A 16,579-nucleotide genomic window follows, 5' to 3' on the forward strand; every position below is an offset into this window, starting at 1 on the left:
GGCGCCAGGGAACCTGCTCAAGCATGAAGAGGTCGCAGCGACGAGCGCTGCCGGTACGAGGGGTCGCAGCGGCAAGCGTTGCCGCTACGACTACGACAGGTTATGAACTATTTTCTAGTCATCTTCGCCGGGCCAGGTGAAGGTGATGGCTGCACCTGCAGGTAGTGTGTATGAGAAGGTCCGGTGGGGGAGCTTAACCTGGAAGGTTGTGGCTCCGGCACTGCTCGCGTTGCTATTGTAGACTACCAATACATGGGAGCCATTCTGGTTATGGAAGGCGACATTTTCAAGGTTGCTACTACTGGCAGTTGAGGCGACGCGGGTCGCACCAGGAATGACAAACTTGCTGAAATGTCCCAGACCATAATAGTCAGAGTTCTTCGTCACGGTACCATCTGCGGCAATGGAGATGACGCCACGGCATGAGCCACACGATCCGGAGGTGTCCAGGTGAGGATTCCCATTGGAATCAAGCGCCAGGCCCCAGCGCACAACGGTTTTGGCTCCGTGGGCAGTCGAGTTGATGCCCAGATCCATTACTGATTTAAGCGTGGCGCCAAAGGTAGGATTACCATTGTTCTCCCACTGTCCACCCGAACATTCGGTTTCGTAGATATCCTTCTGTCCATAGAATTGATCTTGAGCGCTGGCATCTCCACCATAGCAATGGAACGCGATACCATCGACATATTTGGCCGCAGGACTATTGAGGATCGCGCGGGGATACTCCGGGGTGTCCCAGTTATGATCAAAGGCCAGAATTTTTGTTTTGACGTTACTCTGCTGGAAGGCTTGTCCCAGATGCGTAATGAAATCCGCTTCATTGCCAATGTCCAGTCCGTTGGTGGTCTGGCTGGTGGCAGGCAAGAGCATCGTTGGCATATAGTTGCCGTTCTGCGGCTCATTTTGTGGCGTGATAGCGTAGATGGGTATGCCTTCGCGCTGATAAGCCTGGATAAATTTGACGAAGTACTGAGCATACGCCTGATAATACTTTGGATTAAGATAGCCCTGGTTGATACTGGCAGCGCCTGAACCACCATAGTAGAACTGGTTGAGGCCAGATCCCTGTACGCTATCATCAACAGTGGTGACACCACTTGCCGAGATAATATCGACACGATCAGGATTAATCCCATTCCAGTGTGCATTACTATTCTGCTGACCTGTGACACGTATTTTTAGTGTATGCTGACCAGCAGGAAGGACCGGGCTGGTGTAGACCAGCGTGTTACCAGCATTGGTTGGTGAGTAGGAATCAACCATCGTCTCAGGACCACTATCGATAGAGACTGCGGCGATGCCATGGTCCGTACCCACAACCGCATAGAACTTGATCTGCGTTCCATTGAAGGTGATGGATATATAATCGTTGGGAGTATTGTCCCAGCTATTACTTCCATTATAGAAGCCGAGTTTATTGCCATCACAATTTGTGCAATGGCCCCAGCTATTACCGGGCAACTTCATCCAGGCAGGTGGCGACCAGGGGGTAGCCATAATCTTGAGCTTTGGATTGATGCGCAAGGCCTTTTTGAGCAGCGAAGTGATCTGATAGCGATCATCTTGCGCGATCGAGAAATGACTGAGCGTGGGGTCAGTCTGGCCGGCAGGCATATCATCATAGGTATATTCGCCGACCCAGCCCTTGCTTGCGTCCTGTGGTGGCGCAAGATCAGATGATCCCATTGGTTGGCGCAAATAGCTTAGCCCGATACCAGTGCGAGGATCAAAGAGGGAGTGCATCACCTGGTTTTGTGAAATATTGGGTTGGGACAGGACTACAGCGGATGAAGCGGTCAGAGAAGCGCCAAAACCAGTCATGTGCTGATATTTTTGCGCATCATTGACAGTAATGGTTGGAGTAGAGGTGTTCGTGTTTTTAGAAAAAGGAATGGCTGGCTGCTGTGTCAGCAGATTGCTCTGATCAGGCGTTGTAAGCCACGCATTCACATTTCTATCATCGGCGGCCTGCGCCTGCGAAGGGTACACCACCGCAAATGAAACCGCGCTAAACGTAAAACAAACGACGATAAGAGGACACGCAAATTTTGATAGTAAGCGAGACATATAATCCTCCTTGATAGGGTGTCTCCAGGGAATGAGCGTGCGTCCACGCACTTCTCATTCATTTCATTATACACATCTTTCAACATTTTTATCAAGGGAATTATTACTTTGTGCACAATAATTGCGATGTATAGTTTATGTTGTTTGACACAAATATTGTGTATTTTTGGCAGATTATTCAAGCATACGAATGATAAATGATTGAACTGATAGTACTGTATTATCAACGTAGATTTCGACATTCTCCCAGGTTGAGAGAACATGGAACGTATGTGGATCCATCACGCGCCTTAAAATAAGAAGAAAGGAGGGACTAATAAGTAACTGGTATAGATATGTAGTCTTTTAATTGTCTATAAATTTGTATATACTATTGTGTATAGTTGTCGTTTTATCCGCATTCTTTTGTAAAATGCAGAGAGGTAGTATATGACTTTATTTAAGGAGGGTATGAGGAAGATCTCTACTCTCATCGTGGTCTGCACCGTTGTAGCGCTGATTATGCTGCCAGGTACGTTATCCGCACGAGCGGCAACGAGTATCATGCAGAAAAGGGATTGTCCTACGATGCCGCAGGAGACCCAATATCCCAAGCGCCAGTTACGTGGGGCGTGGATTGCCACGGTCGCGAACATTGACTGGCCCACGCAGCCGGGGCTGCCCATAGAGACCCAAAAGCAGCAGTTCATCAGCGAGCTTGATCAGTTGCAAGCCATGCACATGAACGCAGCCTTCGTGCAGATCAGACCAACCATGGATGCCTTTTATCCATCAAAATACGTGCCTTGGTCCCAGTATCTGACAGGTGTACAGGGCAAAGATCCAGGGTATGATCCGCTAGCATTTATGCTCAACGAAACGCATAAGCGCAACATGGAATTCCACGCCTGGTTTAATCCCTATCGTGTCAGCCTGCAAGCCGATGTGACCAAACTGGCCCCAACAACCCAGCGCATTTACATCCAGATTGGGTTGTACAGTATGGGAGCGGCCTTTACTTTGATCCAGGCATTCCAGCGGCCAGAGAATTTGTAGTCCAGAGCATTCTGGAAGCTGTGCGAAACTATGACATTGATGATGTGCACTTTGATGACTATTTCTATCCTTATCCTATAGCCGGTAAAGATTTCCCGGACGACGCCACCTATCAGCGTTATGGCGCGGGGACATTTGCGAATAAAGCCGATTGGCGCCGGGATAATGTGAGCAAGCTCATTCATGAACTTTCGGTGCAGATTAAAGAAGTAAAGCCCTATGTAAAATTTGGCGTGAGTCCCTTTGGTGTCTGGCGCAATCAGTCCGTTGATCCAACAGGTTCCGCTACCACCGCTGGCGTCAGCGATTATGACGATCTGTATGCCGATACACGCACCTGGATCAAGAACAACTGGCTGGACTATATCGCGCCCCAAATTTACTGGAACATCGGCTTTGCGCCAGCGGCATATGACATCCTGGTACCATGGTGGGTCAACGAAGTCAAAGGAAGCCATGTTCAGTTGTATATCGGGCAGGCGGCGTACAAAATCAATGCTAATAACTCAGCCTGGGCCAATCCTGAAGAGATGCCCAACCAGTTGAAATTGAATCTCCAGTACAGCGCAGTAAAAGGAAGCATTTTCTTCAGCATGAAAGACCTCAGCGCCAATCCGCTCGGCTTTACGGATCGTCTGAAGAACGACATCTATCGCTATCCTGCCCTGGTCCCAATAATGCCATGGCTGGGTGGTCACGCTCCAGAACCAGTGGAGCTCAAAGAAGCTGTGCAAAAAGACAACGGGGTGCAGTTGTCCTGGTCTACACATCGTCACAGCAATGCAACATCGTATGCAATCTATCGCTTTGATGGGCATGTCAGGCGCAATAGCTGCGATTTCGCTGACGCGCAAAACATCGTAGCGATTGTGCATCGAGTGGATGGAGATGCGAGTACGCAAACGTTCGTGGATACGACTGCTCCGGCTGGTCAGACGTATACCTACTATGTTACGGCACTTGATCGCCTGCATCACGAAAGCAATCCGGGTCACGGCCAAACAATCGTTATTGCACGATAGTAGAAATCAACCAGACTGAACTCAGAAATCAGATTTAATTCCCCCCATAAAAAGGATGGATCACCTCAACGGTGATCCATCCACAAGTATCGATTTAATGCTGGTCGTGAGAATTGTTGTTAATCACGATCGTGGTGGAAATTGAACATCTCCATCAGGTTTCCAATCGACGGTCCATTGGTTGGCTTATACGGATCATGTTCGCTCGCGCGCGGATTGGGCAGATTATCAAGACTGCGCGACGACAGGGTATGCAGACGCCAGTTGCTCTCAATAAACTTCAGTAGCGAGACATGGTCATTGTAGGTGTGATCCACATATCCATGTTTGGCATAAGGTGAAACCAGCATCAAAGGAATACGAGGGCCATCGCCGAAAAAGGTCAGTGGCTGGATATAACCAGAATCATAGTAGCCGCCGCCCTCATCGAAGGTAATGAAGATCGCCGTATCCTTGAACACCTTCGGGTTGCTCTTGACCTTATTCACAATATCCTTTGAATAGTTCTCGAATATTGACAGTGAGGAAGAGGCTGGATGCCCATCGTGGATCTCATCGGGTTTGACGAACGATACAGCAGGCAGTGTATTGTTGTCAACATCCTTCTGAAACTGAGAGTCGTCCTGGAGGTTGTTTTTCAACTTCGTGTCATAATCGAGGTCGCGTACTGGAAAGGATCGCAGATGCCGCAGAAGGATGACGTGGGTGTTTTCCCATCGTTCATACCCTGACCATAATATTTCCACGTCACGTTTCGAGCTGACAACTCATCGGCAATCGTCGGGGACTTTTGTGGTGGAACAATATAGGGTGTACCACTGGAAAGCTGACCCGAAGGGTATAGCCAGGCAGATAGTTGTTCAGCAGATAGTACGCGCCCGGAGCGCAGTCACCATTGCGGAATGGCGCATATGGTAATGAATGGATATAGTTCTGGATTGGTCCCACGCCAGGTTGGCTGCGATCCGAACAGTTGCTATAGCTACCGCCGGAGTAACCATCCTGTGTATAGTTGTTATTAGTACCTGGTTTAGGATTAGGATTCTCGATCTGATTGGCAGGAGGAACCGTGGGTTGTCCCTGTGCGTTCTGGTAATAAGCGTCATCACCGCTACCCAGCATAATGTGGTTTGCGCCGGTGCCACCCATCACCGCCTGGTGATAATTGTCGCTACTGGAATACGTATCGGCGATCTGCTTGAAAAAAGGAGCATCGCCAGTATTCATATTATAATAGCCCATCGCGAGCGCGCCCTGATTAATCGGCTTTGGTGGATTTGCACCATTGTCGTCACCGGCGGTCTGATGTACCCACGTGTAAAGATCGGCCTTACCACCATCCTGTTGCTGCCACATCTGGTAGAAACGATGGAGGGGTCACCGACATACGAGTTCTGATAGGGCACATATTTGGTGATTTGATATGGGCCATTGGGTAGATTGGCAGGGAAACGTGTATCGGGAACGTTTTGTGGTTGTCCCTGCGCATAGGTCGTATTTGGTTGTGGTAAGGTCTGGTATTTGCCTGTTTTCTCTGGCTTAAGGTTATACGTTTTTGTGTCGGTTGCGGTCTTCTGTGCAGCTTTTGAGGCGCCGTGTGCCAGATCACCAACTGGAGTTACGATACCCTCAGACAGCAGGTTCTTTGCCGACTGACCACGAACCGGTTGATATGTTCCAAAGACATTATCATAGGTGTGGTTCTCGCCAATAATGACGATAACATGTTTGATTGGAGTCGTGGTATCGCCGGATGCGTCTCTCACAAGTACACCGCGAGCAGTGCCTGATTGATCGGAGGCTGCCAGGGCAGCCTGAGGCAAAGCGCTACCAAGCAAGCCTAGAATGGCCAGGAAGGAAGCGATGCAGGCTTTGCCGTTCAGCTTTGGCATACAAATATTCTCCTCTCGTGTGTTTGCCATACAAAAACCATAATAGATAGGACCCTTAAAAGGGTAACATAAAATCTTTAAGTTTAGGATATGGTTTTGTTAAATATTATTTTTGTTCGCGTGGAGCATATCTCTTCGGATGGATCTTCATCGGCAAGCCAGACATCAAAAGGACGCGAAAAATTTTGTGCCTTCATTGCTCTGAGCGTCTTTTCGACAATGGCCCATAGTTCAGATGGTGCTTTTGTGACCACTATTGCTACATGTCTCTCGGGTAAGGGTAATGATGGATCGGGCTCACGCATGCGAGCAACAAAAAAGAAATAGGATCCAGGCAAAACAGTTGACCAGAGTAGAACCAGGCTGTTAATAATCATACCTGTTTGCGTCACCACATGTTCTGGTTGGAGCCACCATTTCCAGAAAAAGAGAAGAGAGATGACCCAAAGTGCCAGTAAAATAAAGAACGTAATCTTTTGTGGTTGGCTCATTAACCTTTATCTTCTCAGTTTATTCAATTAGATTACAAGTGAGCATCTCCGTGCCTCATCGCATCTCGTTGTTAGAGGGCTATCGGAGCGAACCACGAATGAGATAGAATGGATCGAAAATGACAAATATATTTTCATGTCGGATATTTTTTAGTGGTTTTTTTAGATGCACGTTCAGAAATATGATGCAGTCATCCATCTCATCATAGAGAGCAGAGATGATCCAGGTTGAAGTAGGTGGTGTTTTTACTACAATCAATATTTCATTGATAAAACGATAGATTATAAAGAGGGGAAACATATGGCTGATGAACAGCAGATTCGACAATACGCAGTGCTGTCACTTGAGCGATTATGGACACGTCTGGAGATAACCTTTCGGGAGGAGGCGAGCAGGGCACCTGATGATTGGCGGGCGTTTGAGATGCGGCTGCGGCAGGAGTGGGACCACCTCTTTGGGTTATTGTTTGGTCTGTACGGCGGACATTACGATTTTTTCTATCATCTTGAGGAACTCTTGCGCGCGGTGGCGCGAAGCTGGTTTGTACGCTCCCCCTGGCTCAAGCAATTGGATGCGCGGCGCGAAAACTGATGCTACATGGTTTCAGTCCCAGCGGATGGTTGGTGGTATGTGTTATGGTGATCTGTTTGGGGGTACCCTCCAGGGTGTACGCGAGCGGTTACCTTTGTTCAAAAAGCTGGGACTCACGTATCTCCATTTGATGCCACTTTTCGAAACGCCTGTGGGAAATAGTGATGGTGGTTATGCGGTCAGCAGTTACCGCCGTCTCAACCCGAAACTGGGCACTGTCGAAGAACTTGCTGATCTGGCTCGTGAGTTCCAGGAAGAAGGTATCAGTCTGGTGCTGGACTTTGTCTTTAACCATACCTCAGATGAGCACGAGTGGGCCCAACGAGCTCAGTCAGGAGATCCGGAGTACGAGCGTTTTTATTTTCTCTTCCCTGATCGAACGATTCCCGATATCTACGAGCGCACATTGCGTGAGATTTTTCCTAGTGTACGACGTGGCAGCTTTACCTGGCGTGAGACATTCACAAGTGGGTCTGGACAACCTTCAACAGTTTTCAATGGGATTTGAATTATGCCAATCCGGCCGTGTTTCGGGCGATGGCTCAGGAGATGCTTGCCATTGCGAATCTTGGGGTGGAGATTCTCAGGCTGGATGCGGTTGCGTTTATCTGGAAGCGAGAGGGCACGAATTGCGAAAATCAACCAGAAGCGCATCAGATTATTCAGGCGTTTCGCGGGCTTGCGCGTATAGCTGCTCCAGCGTTGCTCTTCAAGTCCGAGGCGATTGTGCATCCGGACGATGTGTTGAGTTATATCATTCCGCAAGAGTGCCAGATTAGTTACAATCCCCTGCTCATGGCATTGCTGTGGGAATCTTTGGCGACGAGTGAAGTCAAATTGCTGGACCACTCCCTGCATTATCGTTTCCGGCTTCCACAAAGAACATCCTGGGTGAACTACCTTCGCTCACACGATGATATTGGCTGGACGTTTGACGACAACGATGCTCGCTGGGAGTGGATAGATCCTAATGGTCATCGAACATTTTTGAATCAGTTCTACATGGGACGTTTTCCTGGTTCCTTTGCCCGTGGTGTTCCTTTCCAGGAGAATCCTGATACTGGTGACGCTCGTATTGCGGGAACGCTTGCTTCGCTAGCCGGGTTAGAGGAGGCGATGCAGTTGGCCGATGAGGAGCAGATGGATCTGGCGGTGCGGCGTATTCTGATGCTCTACAGCATAATTTTGAGCATCGGAGGTATTCCGCTAATCTATCTGGGTGACGAAGTTGGCATGGTGAATGATTATTCGTACACTGCTGATCCTCACAAAGCTGAGGACAGTCGTTGGGTCCACCGTCCACAGATGGATTGGGAATGGCGTGTCAAGGTAGAGCAGGATCCCACGTCACCGCATGGACAGATCTTTGTAGGACTGGTACATCGTATTGCGCTACGGAAGAGGCAGGAAGCGCTTTTTGATGGTGAGACGGAATTCGTCGAGACTGGAAACCAGCATCTTTTGGGCTATGTGCGCACTGGAGGGGGCCAACGGATCTTTTGTGTGGCGAGTTTTTCCTCACAGCGGCAAGAAATGGATGAGCATCTGCTTCGTGGCTATGGATCAGGCTATCACTTCACTGATCTTATTACCGGTCAAACGGTCCGTGCGGAACAAGCGTTGCGATTGGAGCCGTACCAATGTGTTTGGCTGGAGGCAGCAAACGCCCCAAGATAAGTATCATGAGCCACCAAAGAGATAGCGTGGTTTTGCGTGTTGAGGGTGTGCTGGCGCGGGGCTGATGTGGACGTGGGGGGGGGGTCGCGCGATCGTGCCCATGGTGATGATGCTGAACGCTGGGCAGAGAGGAGTAGGATTTGTGTTTATGGGTGGAGAAGAGGCAGGAAAAAGGATTCTCTTATTGATGTCTCCGGCGACCTATCGAGCCGGTGCTTTTCTGCGGGCGGCGCAGTCTTTAGGTTTGGAGGTAGTGGTGGGGTTAGATCTTCCTGAGCGACTGACGGAGTATTGGCATGTGCCCCTGGGGTTAGATTTTGGGCAGGTGGGAAGTGCGGTGGAAGCGATTGTGGCGTATGCCCGTGAGCGGCCGTTTGTGGCGGTGCTTTCGGTTGATGATAGTGCCACTGAGGTAGCAGCCTATGCGAATGCTGCCTTGGGATTAGCCAGTAATTCTCCCCAGGCCAGTGAAGCGGCGCGGGACAAACTGTTGATGCGCCGACTGCTGTCAACGGGGGGTGTTCCCTGTCCTGTTTTTCGTAATGTTGGGTTACAGGCTGAGCCGGGTTGGATTGCCAGCCAGGTGTCCTATCCCTGTGTGCTCAAGCCGCGGAGGTTGTCTGGGAGTCGTGGGGTTATTCGGGCGAATAATGCGGAGGAGTTTCAGGTCGCCTTTGGTCGTGTGAAGCGTTTGCTTCTTGGAGAAGGTGTGGCTGAAGCGGAGGGAACGCTCCTGGTGGAGGATTTTATTCCAGGAGTTGAGGTTGCGTTAGAAGGTTTATTGACAGATGGCCAGCTCAAAGTGCTGACCTTGTTTGATAAGCCAGATCCGTTGGATGGTCCTTTTTTTGAAGAAACCATATATGTTACTCCCTCGCGCCTCCCTGAGGAGACGCAGCAGGCGATTGCGGAATGTGTTGTTGTGGCGGCGGGAGCGCTTGGGTTGTGTACAGGGCCTGTGCATGCGGAGTTGCGTGTGAACGAGGGGGGACCCATGCTGGTGGAGATTGCGGGACGTTCGATAGGTGGATTATGCTCAACTATTTTGGAATTTGGCTCTGGGCTGAGTCTTGAGGAACTGATTTTGCGGCATGCGCTGGGAGAATTGGTGGAGGAGGTGGAGCGTGAGGGGCAGGCAGCAGGGGTGATGATGATTCCTATTCCTGTGGGAGGCATGTACAAGGGGGTGTATGGAGTGGAGGAAGCGTTAGGGGTGCCATTGATTACGGGTATTGAGATTACGGCAAGGGTATATAACCAGGTAGTTCCGCTGCCGGAAGGGGGGAGTTATCTTGGTTTTATTTTTGCGCGTGGAGATGATGTGGTTGAAGTTGAGTCTGCGCTTCGTGTGGCGCATCACTGTCTGCGTTTTGAGATTTGCCGTGCGCTTCCCATGGTTGAACGGAGAGGCCTACGAGAGGCAGGGGCTGGGTGGTGATATGCTGAGGTGGGCAGGGGCTGGGTGGTGGCTTGATGGTGGGCCGGGAGGAGAGGAGTCTGGGCCAGGAGGAGGAGAGGAGTCTGGGCCAGGAGGTGGGATGTGCTTGGGAGGCAGGAGGAGAGCGGCCGGCCAGTGAGCGTTGTGGCGGGGGAAGGTCGCTGCGTTTTGTGGTCGGATGGGTGGTGGTGCAGGTGGTACTGATCCGTGGCCCCAGTTTTTCGGCGAGGGACTTACCCCAAAGGCGTCGTCCTGGAAAGGAGGCCAAGGCCCCAAGAAGAGACGAATGGGAGCCACATTGATAAACGCCTTGCTCCTGGAGGGGAGCCCTTCATAGGCGCGCGCCAATCGTCGGAAGCGGCCCATCCAGGCAACCGTCCATGCGACGGCCCATGGCGTTGCGGTGCACCTGAAAACTGCCCGTGCCCCCCTTTCAGGGAGAGAGGACAGACGTGTATACGTGCGATGAAAGAGGTGGAGGCCCTGGAACAGGGAAAACGAGTTTTTCCGCTGGAGTTGAAACGAGAAGCTTTCCAGTGGGTGGAAACGAGTGGAAAACCGTTGGCCCAGGTTGCTTGTGGCCCTGGCATCTCTGATACGACCCTTCACGGGTGGAAGCGCCAGCTCAAAGAGCATGGCCAGGAAGCTTTTCCTGGCAGTGGACAGCACCCGCCACGGGACGAAGAGCTGCGTTGATTACGCCGGGAAAACGAGAGCTTACGTCAGGAGCGTGACATGCGAAAAAAACTCATAGAGAATTTCTCACAGATGAGTTAATCTGAAGTGAGCTGGATCTCCTTACGTGGCTTTTCACCTGATGTGCGATGATTGATATTGACCCATGCGATGCTTTCGATGCAGGCTGAATCATAGAGTTGAGGTTCTGGTGGTGTGGCTCCGGGTGCCAGATGCGCAAGCATTTCCTGATCTTTTTTGAGGAGTGCAAAAATGACTGAGGTCATTTGTCCCGCAAGCCGCCCAATCCCCTTTTCTCGGCCAACCAGTCGCCGGGTTCGCTCATCGACATGACATTTGCGCGTTACTAGGCGATCATACACCTCAAAAGTTGAGTGATGGTAGTACGACTGGGAGCTGGCAAAAATCATCTTTCGATATTAGTGCCTACAAAGGTCAGACCGTGCAGATTGCCTTTGTTGCCACGAACGGAAATCAGAATCCCACTGATTTTTATGTTGATGATGTAGCCGTCGCCAGTAACTAATTTTGATGTCATTGAACCAGATACCATGGCTTGCGTTGTGCGAGTTCTGGTTTAATGATGACCTATCGCTTTAAGTGAAAGAGAAGAGCCATCTCGTGGTTGTAACGTTATGACAACTGCGGAATGGCTTTTCTTTACTGAGAATCCGATGCGTTTAGTCTCTGTTGGAATGTAATACAATGGTGGTCAACGAATATGGTGCAATGGTGGCACCAGACGAAGATCCTGATGTAGAGGTAATGGAACTACTCTGTTCACCATATGTATAAACAGTAGTATGTGTAGTGACATGATAGCCATTGAATGCCAGTGACACTATATAACTATGAGCAGGATCTTTGATCCCGATACTCTGCGCGGCCAAGTGCTGCAAGGCTCTCAGTTTTGCATCGGAGACGCTACAGGTTTTGCCTCGTGCCTCGCGCAGCTCGGCGAAACGAGCCTGGGACAGGAGGGCAGGGGTTGGAAACCGGGAACGCAGAGCCAAAGCTGTTGGTAAGTTGGGATTGAGCAAGAGGCGGGTAAACTCTGGAAAGAGTTCATCGCAGATTGCGGTCAGCTTGTTTTTGCGTTGCGTACTCTCGACGACCAACTCCGCGTGATGCTGAACCATTCCACGCAACTGGGCGGCGGCCTCAGTCGGAGGCGCAAGCCGGCGAACGGCCTGGAGAGGATCATCCACCTGGATGCCTTTCTCTAGCTGATTGTAAAGCTGGTTGGCCAGACCGAGCGCATCGCGTTTATCCGATTTGAGAAGCCCTTCCCGCCGCTTCTGAACATGGATAATATAGACAGAAATATCAAGCTCTTGAAGATACTGCATCAAGGTTCGATGATAGTGGCCAGTCACTTCAAGTAAGACCTGAACCTGGAGAAGAGGCACATAGGTCTCGATGCGGTCGATGAGCGAACGGAAACCCTCGCGGGAATTCTCAAAAGAGAAAGCGGGACAATGTTCAAAGCGCTGATGGCGAGCGAGCAACGTCGTTGAGAGAAAGCCAGCGACGTGGGTTCGTTTGCCGATATCAACGCCAACGTACAGCGTTTTTTGAGCCAGGAGGGGAACTGTTCCTAGTGAATCTGGAGATGATGTTTTGCGTGACATGAGCGCTTCCTGCCTTTCAGGCATCATTGCCTGTTGCTTCCATGACAACCAACGACGATGTTGGGTGGAGAAGCGAGATCCTGTGGGCGTGCCTCTACCAACTTCGGACGAGAAGTATGGCCTTCAACCTCATATCAGGTGTGCGCACACGCCCCCCAAGTTTTTTTCAAGAGTCGAACTCCAAAGCGTGGAAGGGTTCTGCAGGATTTTTTCCAGCAGGGAGCTACCCCACTGAGCTTCTCCAAGAAGAAGAGTACACTCGTTCCAATCAAAGATCAAGAGGTTTTGGAGAGATTCTGTCCGAAGCGCTGGCCATCTTTTCGAAACCCGAACGATGCTCTATCAATGCATTGCCGAGGCACAGGCAGACGAGCCAGTCACGCGGCTTTGTGCGACGCTTGGCGTGTCCGTGAGTGCGTACTATGCCTGGCGCCGACGCCGAGAGCGTCAGCATCAGCGAAAAGGTGGCGAGTTAAAACAGGCGATTGAGGATGTTTATGCTGCCAGCTGGCAGAGCTATGGGAGCCCACGTATCCTGGTGGAACTGCAAGCGCAAGGCTATCGATGCTCCTCACGCAAGCGTGTGGCCCGCTTGCTGCGCGAGCAGGGCCTGTGTGCCCGTTCCAGACGTGTGAGAACGACGACGACACGCCAAGCCCCCCCGCCCAGAAAGCAGAGAATATTCTGAATCAAGATTTCCAGGCCACGGCACCTCATCAAAAGTGGGTCACCGATATGACGATGATGCGAACCTAGAAGCTGTGCGAAAAGCCAGCAGAGCCAGGAGGCCTGTGATAAAATGGGAAGAAAGGAGCAGACAAGAGCAAGTAACAGGGATGATTGATGATAGAAGAGATATATAATGAGAAGGCGATCGTATCCAAGTGATATCAGCGATGAAGAGTGGAGATCCTTAAACCGTTGCTTCTGGTAGCAAAGCCTGGTGGGCGACCAAGAACCACAGATCTGCGTGAGGTGGTCAATGCAATCTGGTATGTGTTACGTACAGGGTGCCAATGGAGGATGCTTCCCCATGAATTTCCGCCTTGGTCCACCGTGTGGTACTATTTCCGCATTTGGCGCAAGGCGGGCGTGTGGGAGCAGATCCATACTACCTTGCGAGAGCGCTTGAGAAGCGAGCTGGGACGAGAAGCAACCCCTTCGGCTGTGATGATCGATAGTCAATCGATGAAAACGAGTCAAAAAGGGGGGAGCGTGGCTATGACGGCGGGAAGAAAGTTAGCGGTCGCAAGCGGCATATTGTGACTGATACGCTAGGGCTGATTATGCGGGCAAAAGTGCATCCAGCAAACCTGCAAGACCGGGAAGCCGTTCCATTGGTGTTTGCTAGAATGAACGAGCAATTTCCTCGTATCTCGCATGTGTGGGTGGATCAGGCTACACGGGCTTCGGCAGAAAATGGATAGAGGAACAGTTTCATTGGAGTGTTGAGGTGGTCCAACATACCCCGAAACCTCGTGGGGAGTGGGTTCCCATCGTGATCTCAATGATCTCGCCCATCTGCGTTTTGAGTGGCGTCGCCTCCCACCTCAGCGGACAGGGTTCCGAGGGGCTCTTCCGCGTCGGTGGGTTGTCGAACGCAGGTTCGCTTGGCTTACCTTTTGTCGTCGGCTCTGCAAAGATTATGAGTTTCTGCCTGAAAGTACCGAAAACTGGATCTATACGTGTATGATCCGCTTAATGACTCGCCGCTTGGCGCGAGCCAGCCCCTGAAGCCTTTTCGCACAGCTTCTATGAGGGCTGGTTGTATCTCGCAGGAATTCTGGACGTGTTTTCTCGATCCATTGTCGGTTGGGCACTGGCCTGAGACCGAGATGAAACGCTGGTCCATCATGGCTGAGAGATGGCGGTATCGCGCCGCCGTCCACAGCCAGGATTGCTGCACCATTTTGATCGTGGTTCGCAATATACCAGTTCAGCCTATCAGGATGTTCTGGCACAAACTGGCCTGATTGTGAGCATGAGCCGAACGGGTAACTGGTATGACAAAGCTCCTAGGGAGTTGTTTCTGGAGCACGCTCAAGTGGGAAAGCATCTCTGGAATCACCTTCCCAACACGAGCGTTAGCCTAACACGCCATTTTTGAATACATTGAATGCTTTTACAATCGTCAACGTCGCCATTCTTCTTTGGGATATCTGAGCCCAACGCACTATGAAGAATTGATGACCCAGCCACCCATTTGTCCTGTCCACAAAAGTGGGTCAAGCTCAGAGAGCGAAGAGGTGGGGACCCCCTCTCGTGGTGCAATGAGCACGCCAGAGGGACTGAAGGGAATGAGTGCGAGACAGATTTTTGTGCTTTTGGAGCGCGTGACGAGAGCATTTATGGTGAGCTACAGGTGGAACGAGCAACGGGAGATGTGTGAGTTATGGGGAATGCTGACCCAAAGGGATCGAGAGATCTTGAACCAAGAGAGCGAAAGCCACAAGCTCTTGGTCGTCCTGTTCTTTTTGGGGCTGTTTGGAGATTGGCCCTCGACAGTTTTGAAGGATGGCTTGAAGAGGTATTTCAGGCGGCGAGCGAGCATGGGAGAGAGAAAGAACTGATGGAAGGCTATCAAGAGAGGATGAGGCAAGAGTTGTCTCGAGATCCGTATAAAGGAATCGAAGTGCAGTATCGATCATATGTGATTGAGTGGAAGCAGAAACGGGGAGGTGAGAGTTGTGTTGGAAAGAGAGGACGCTTCGAAGAAATGCAAGAGAGTATGAGTCGCTATGGATTGGTGTCTTACTCGCGGTGTGATTGGACGAGGCATCATTGTGCCTGGTCGCAAGGAGTGTGAACTGATATCTGCCTGTCGTATCTCACCTGAAGTGTCGGTTCTCCCATCGTTGCTGACAGGAGTCTCTGAAATGGTGTCGTGGGTGTCTGAGTAGGGAGCAAGCCAAAAACCGCGAATGAGAGAAAAAGGGAGAACATGGGCAAAAAAAGAACTCAGTGAGATATTCTCAAAAAAGCTTACCTATCAAGTATACCTGAAGAGAGCCAAAAAATGAATGGCCCCCCTTTGAGGGTCAGGGCTTTCCAATTCTAGAAAAGGGGGTGAAAAAGAACAGGGCTTCGCAAAAGTCCGGGGGAGGTGAAAAGAAGAGTCAATCCAGTAGAAATGAAAAAAAAAATCAAGGTCATTCGAGGAAAGACTCTGCATGGAATATAGCACACTGAAAACGGAAAGCAAGACCATTCAAGAAGTAAGCCCATCGCACCTGCGTTCGTTGTACGACATCTGTGCGCAGATCCTGATCAGCGGGCAGCCCGAGGGAAGCAATATGCGTTGGCGGACGTGGCTCATCGTGCTGATCCTGGCCAAACTGGCTGGGATGAAAAGCCTGTTGGGAGCCAGCGATTGGGCGCGAGACCAAGGAGAGAGGCTGCGCGAGCAGTTGAACGTGAAGTGGAAGCGTATGCCGTGTGCCAATACGTACAAATATGCGCTCGCTCGGTTGGAGAGCCAGCAGATCAATGAACGATTTCGAGATTGGTTGCTACGGCAGGAGGCAGAAAGCCGATGTGGTGACGAACCAGTCGTCTCGCGATGCAGGCAGAGCAGCGCGCTGTTCATGTGGCCATTGATGGCAAAGTGTTGCGGGAACCGGTCAGCAGAGCTATGGAGGAGAAAAGCGCAGCAGGCATGTGTTTGCATTGTGTATGAAGTGCAAACAGGTAATTGTCTTGCATCAGTGTCCAATTGCCGACAAGCAGATGGAATCATCCTCAAGCCGCTGTTGCCCGAAGTGCTCTGCAAAGGGCGGCATTTTTTCACACGTCGATGCTGCTGCAAGTTATCATCGCGTTTGGACGCATGGTGAACTTTGAGCAGGAGGAGAGTGATTCTGATCATGCAAAGTACATATGCCCGGTGACTCGAGAAGGTATCTGGAGACTCTTTTTCGAAGATCCACCACGCCTGATCGAAGCACCTGGCAACTCTATGAACAGGTCGAAATAGGGTCATGGCCGACTGGAGCGGAAGCTCAACTGCTCAACCTCACCGGACCTCAACGAGCTTGC

13 protein-coding genes and 4 pseudogenes are annotated in these 16,579 nt (G+C 50.8%); 10 read left to right on the forward strand and 7 right to left on the reverse strand.

Going from position 1 to position 16,579, the window contains the following annotated elements; all coding sequences use genetic code 11:
* Positions 1 to 114: 114 nt before the first annotated feature.
* Positions 115 to 2,070, reverse strand: a complete 1,956-nt coding sequence (locus tag KDW_RS24120; protein ID WP_151758465.1) for a glycoside hydrolase family 30 protein — start codon at positions 2,068 to 2,070, stop codon at positions 115 to 117.
* A gap of 450 nt (positions 2,071 to 2,520) precedes the next feature.
* On the opposite strand from KDW_RS24120, the pseudogene KDW_RS24125 reads away from it, so the two are divergent.
* Positions 2,521 to 4,127: pseudogene (locus KDW_RS24125) on the forward strand (glycoside hydrolase family 10-like protein).
* 119 nt (positions 4,128 to 4,246) lie between these two features.
* Here KDW_RS24125 and KDW_RS24130 read toward each other — a convergent pair.
* The 4 genes and pseudogenes from KDW_RS24130 to KDW_RS24145 form a co-directional block, all read right to left on the reverse strand.
* A complete protein-coding gene (locus KDW_RS24130) occupies positions 4,247 to 4,768 on the reverse strand; it encodes an alkaline phosphatase family protein (RefSeq protein ID WP_162005569.1) in 522 nt (173 codons plus the stop codon).
* A gap of 106 nt (positions 4,769 to 4,874) precedes the next feature.
* The gene (locus tag KDW_RS24135) at positions 4,875 to 5,483 is read right to left on the reverse strand and encodes an alkaline phosphatase family protein (RefSeq protein ID WP_151758467.1); all 609 of its coding nucleotides are present in this window, start codon (positions 5,481 to 5,483) and stop codon (positions 4,875 to 4,877) included.
* Between the two features lie 131 nt (positions 5,484 to 5,614).
* A pseudogene (locus tag KDW_RS34270) lies at positions 5,615 to 6,049 on the reverse strand (alkaline phosphatase family protein); the annotation flags it as partial.
* Positions 6,050 to 6,102: 53 nt separating this feature from the next.
* Entirely contained in the window at positions 6,103 to 6,510 is a 408-nt protein-coding gene (locus KDW_RS24145) for a hypothetical protein (protein WP_151758469.1), read from the reverse strand.
* A 301-nt stretch (positions 6,511 to 6,811) separates the two neighbouring features.
* Between KDW_RS24145 and KDW_RS36130 the strand changes: the two are divergent.
* From KDW_RS36130 to KDW_RS31980, 3 genes and pseudogenes are all read left to right on the forward strand, one after another.
* A pseudogene (locus KDW_RS36130) lies at positions 6,812 to 8,779 on the forward strand (alpha-amylase family glycosyl hydrolase).
* Positions 8,780 to 8,927: 148 nt separating this feature from the next.
* On the forward strand, positions 8,928 to 10,217 hold the full coding sequence (locus KDW_RS24155) for an ATP-grasp domain-containing protein (protein ID WP_151758520.1): 1,290 nt from the start codon (positions 8,928 to 8,930) through the stop codon (positions 10,215 to 10,217).
* A gap of 465 nt (positions 10,218 to 10,682) precedes the next feature.
* Positions 10,683 to 10,913 (forward strand): transposase, encoded by a 231-nt coding sequence (locus tag KDW_RS31980; protein WP_162005570.1) that lies wholly within the window; start codon positions 10,683 to 10,685, stop codon positions 10,911 to 10,913.
* Positions 10,914 to 10,990: 77 nt separating this feature from the next.
* Here the strand turns inward: KDW_RS31980 and KDW_RS24165 are convergent, their stop codons facing one another.
* Both KDW_RS24165 and KDW_RS24170 read right to left on the reverse strand, forming a co-directional pair.
* A complete protein-coding gene (locus KDW_RS24165; protein WP_162005571.1) occupies positions 10,991 to 11,323 on the reverse strand; it encodes a hypothetical protein in 333 nt (110 codons plus the stop codon).
* Between the two features lie 270 nt (positions 11,324 to 11,593).
* Positions 11,594 to 12,544, reverse strand: coding sequence for an IS110 family transposase (locus tag KDW_RS24170; protein ID WP_162005572.1), 951 nt, complete (start codon positions 12,542 to 12,544; stop codon positions 11,594 to 11,596).
* 334 nt (positions 12,545 to 12,878) lie between these two features.
* Here KDW_RS24170 and KDW_RS24175 point away from each other — a divergent pair, with 334 nt between their 5' ends.
* The 6 genes and pseudogenes from KDW_RS24175 to KDW_RS24195 all read left to right on the forward strand — a co-directional run bounded on the left by KDW_RS24175 (position 12,879) and on the right by KDW_RS24195 (position 16,377).
* Positions 12,879 to 13,232 (forward strand): IS3 family transposase, encoded by a 354-nt coding sequence (locus KDW_RS24175; RefSeq protein ID WP_151758472.1) that lies wholly within the window; start codon positions 12,879 to 12,881, stop codon positions 13,230 to 13,232.
* A gap of 174 nt (positions 13,233 to 13,406) precedes the next feature.
* A pseudogene (locus KDW_RS36140) lies at positions 13,407 to 14,278 on the forward strand (IS5 family transposase).
* Complete coding sequence (locus tag KDW_RS32395) at positions 14,230 to 14,517, forward strand: hypothetical protein (protein ID WP_170296566.1); 288 nt, start codon at positions 14,230 to 14,232, stop codon at positions 14,515 to 14,517. Before KDW_RS36140 ends, KDW_RS32395 begins: the two are co-directional and overlap by 49 nt.
* Positions 14,409 to 14,651 carry a DDE-type integrase/transposase/recombinase gene (locus tag KDW_RS24185; protein WP_151758473.1) on the forward strand — a complete coding sequence of 81 codons (243 nt, stop codon included), beginning with the start codon at positions 14,409 to 14,411 and terminating at the stop codon, positions 14,649 to 14,651. The genes KDW_RS32395 and KDW_RS24185 overlap by 109 nt, the downstream gene beginning before the upstream one ends.
* Positions 14,644 to 15,114, forward strand: a complete 471-nt coding sequence (locus KDW_RS36145; protein WP_151758521.1) for an IS3 family transposase — start codon at positions 14,644 to 14,646, stop codon at positions 15,112 to 15,114. The genes KDW_RS24185 and KDW_RS36145 overlap by 8 nt, the downstream gene beginning before the upstream one ends.
* Before the next feature lie 600 nt (positions 15,115 to 15,714).
* A complete protein-coding gene (locus KDW_RS24195; RefSeq protein WP_151758474.1) occupies positions 15,715 to 16,377 on the forward strand; it encodes a transposase family protein in 663 nt (220 codons plus the stop codon).
* Positions 16,378 to 16,579 lie beyond the last annotated feature (202 nt).

The sequence above is a fragment of the Dictyobacter vulcani genome, from assembly GCF_008974265.1.
GTDB classification, from domain to species: domain Bacteria; phylum Chloroflexota; class Ktedonobacteria; order Ktedonobacterales; family Ktedonobacteraceae; genus Dictyobacter; species Dictyobacter vulcani.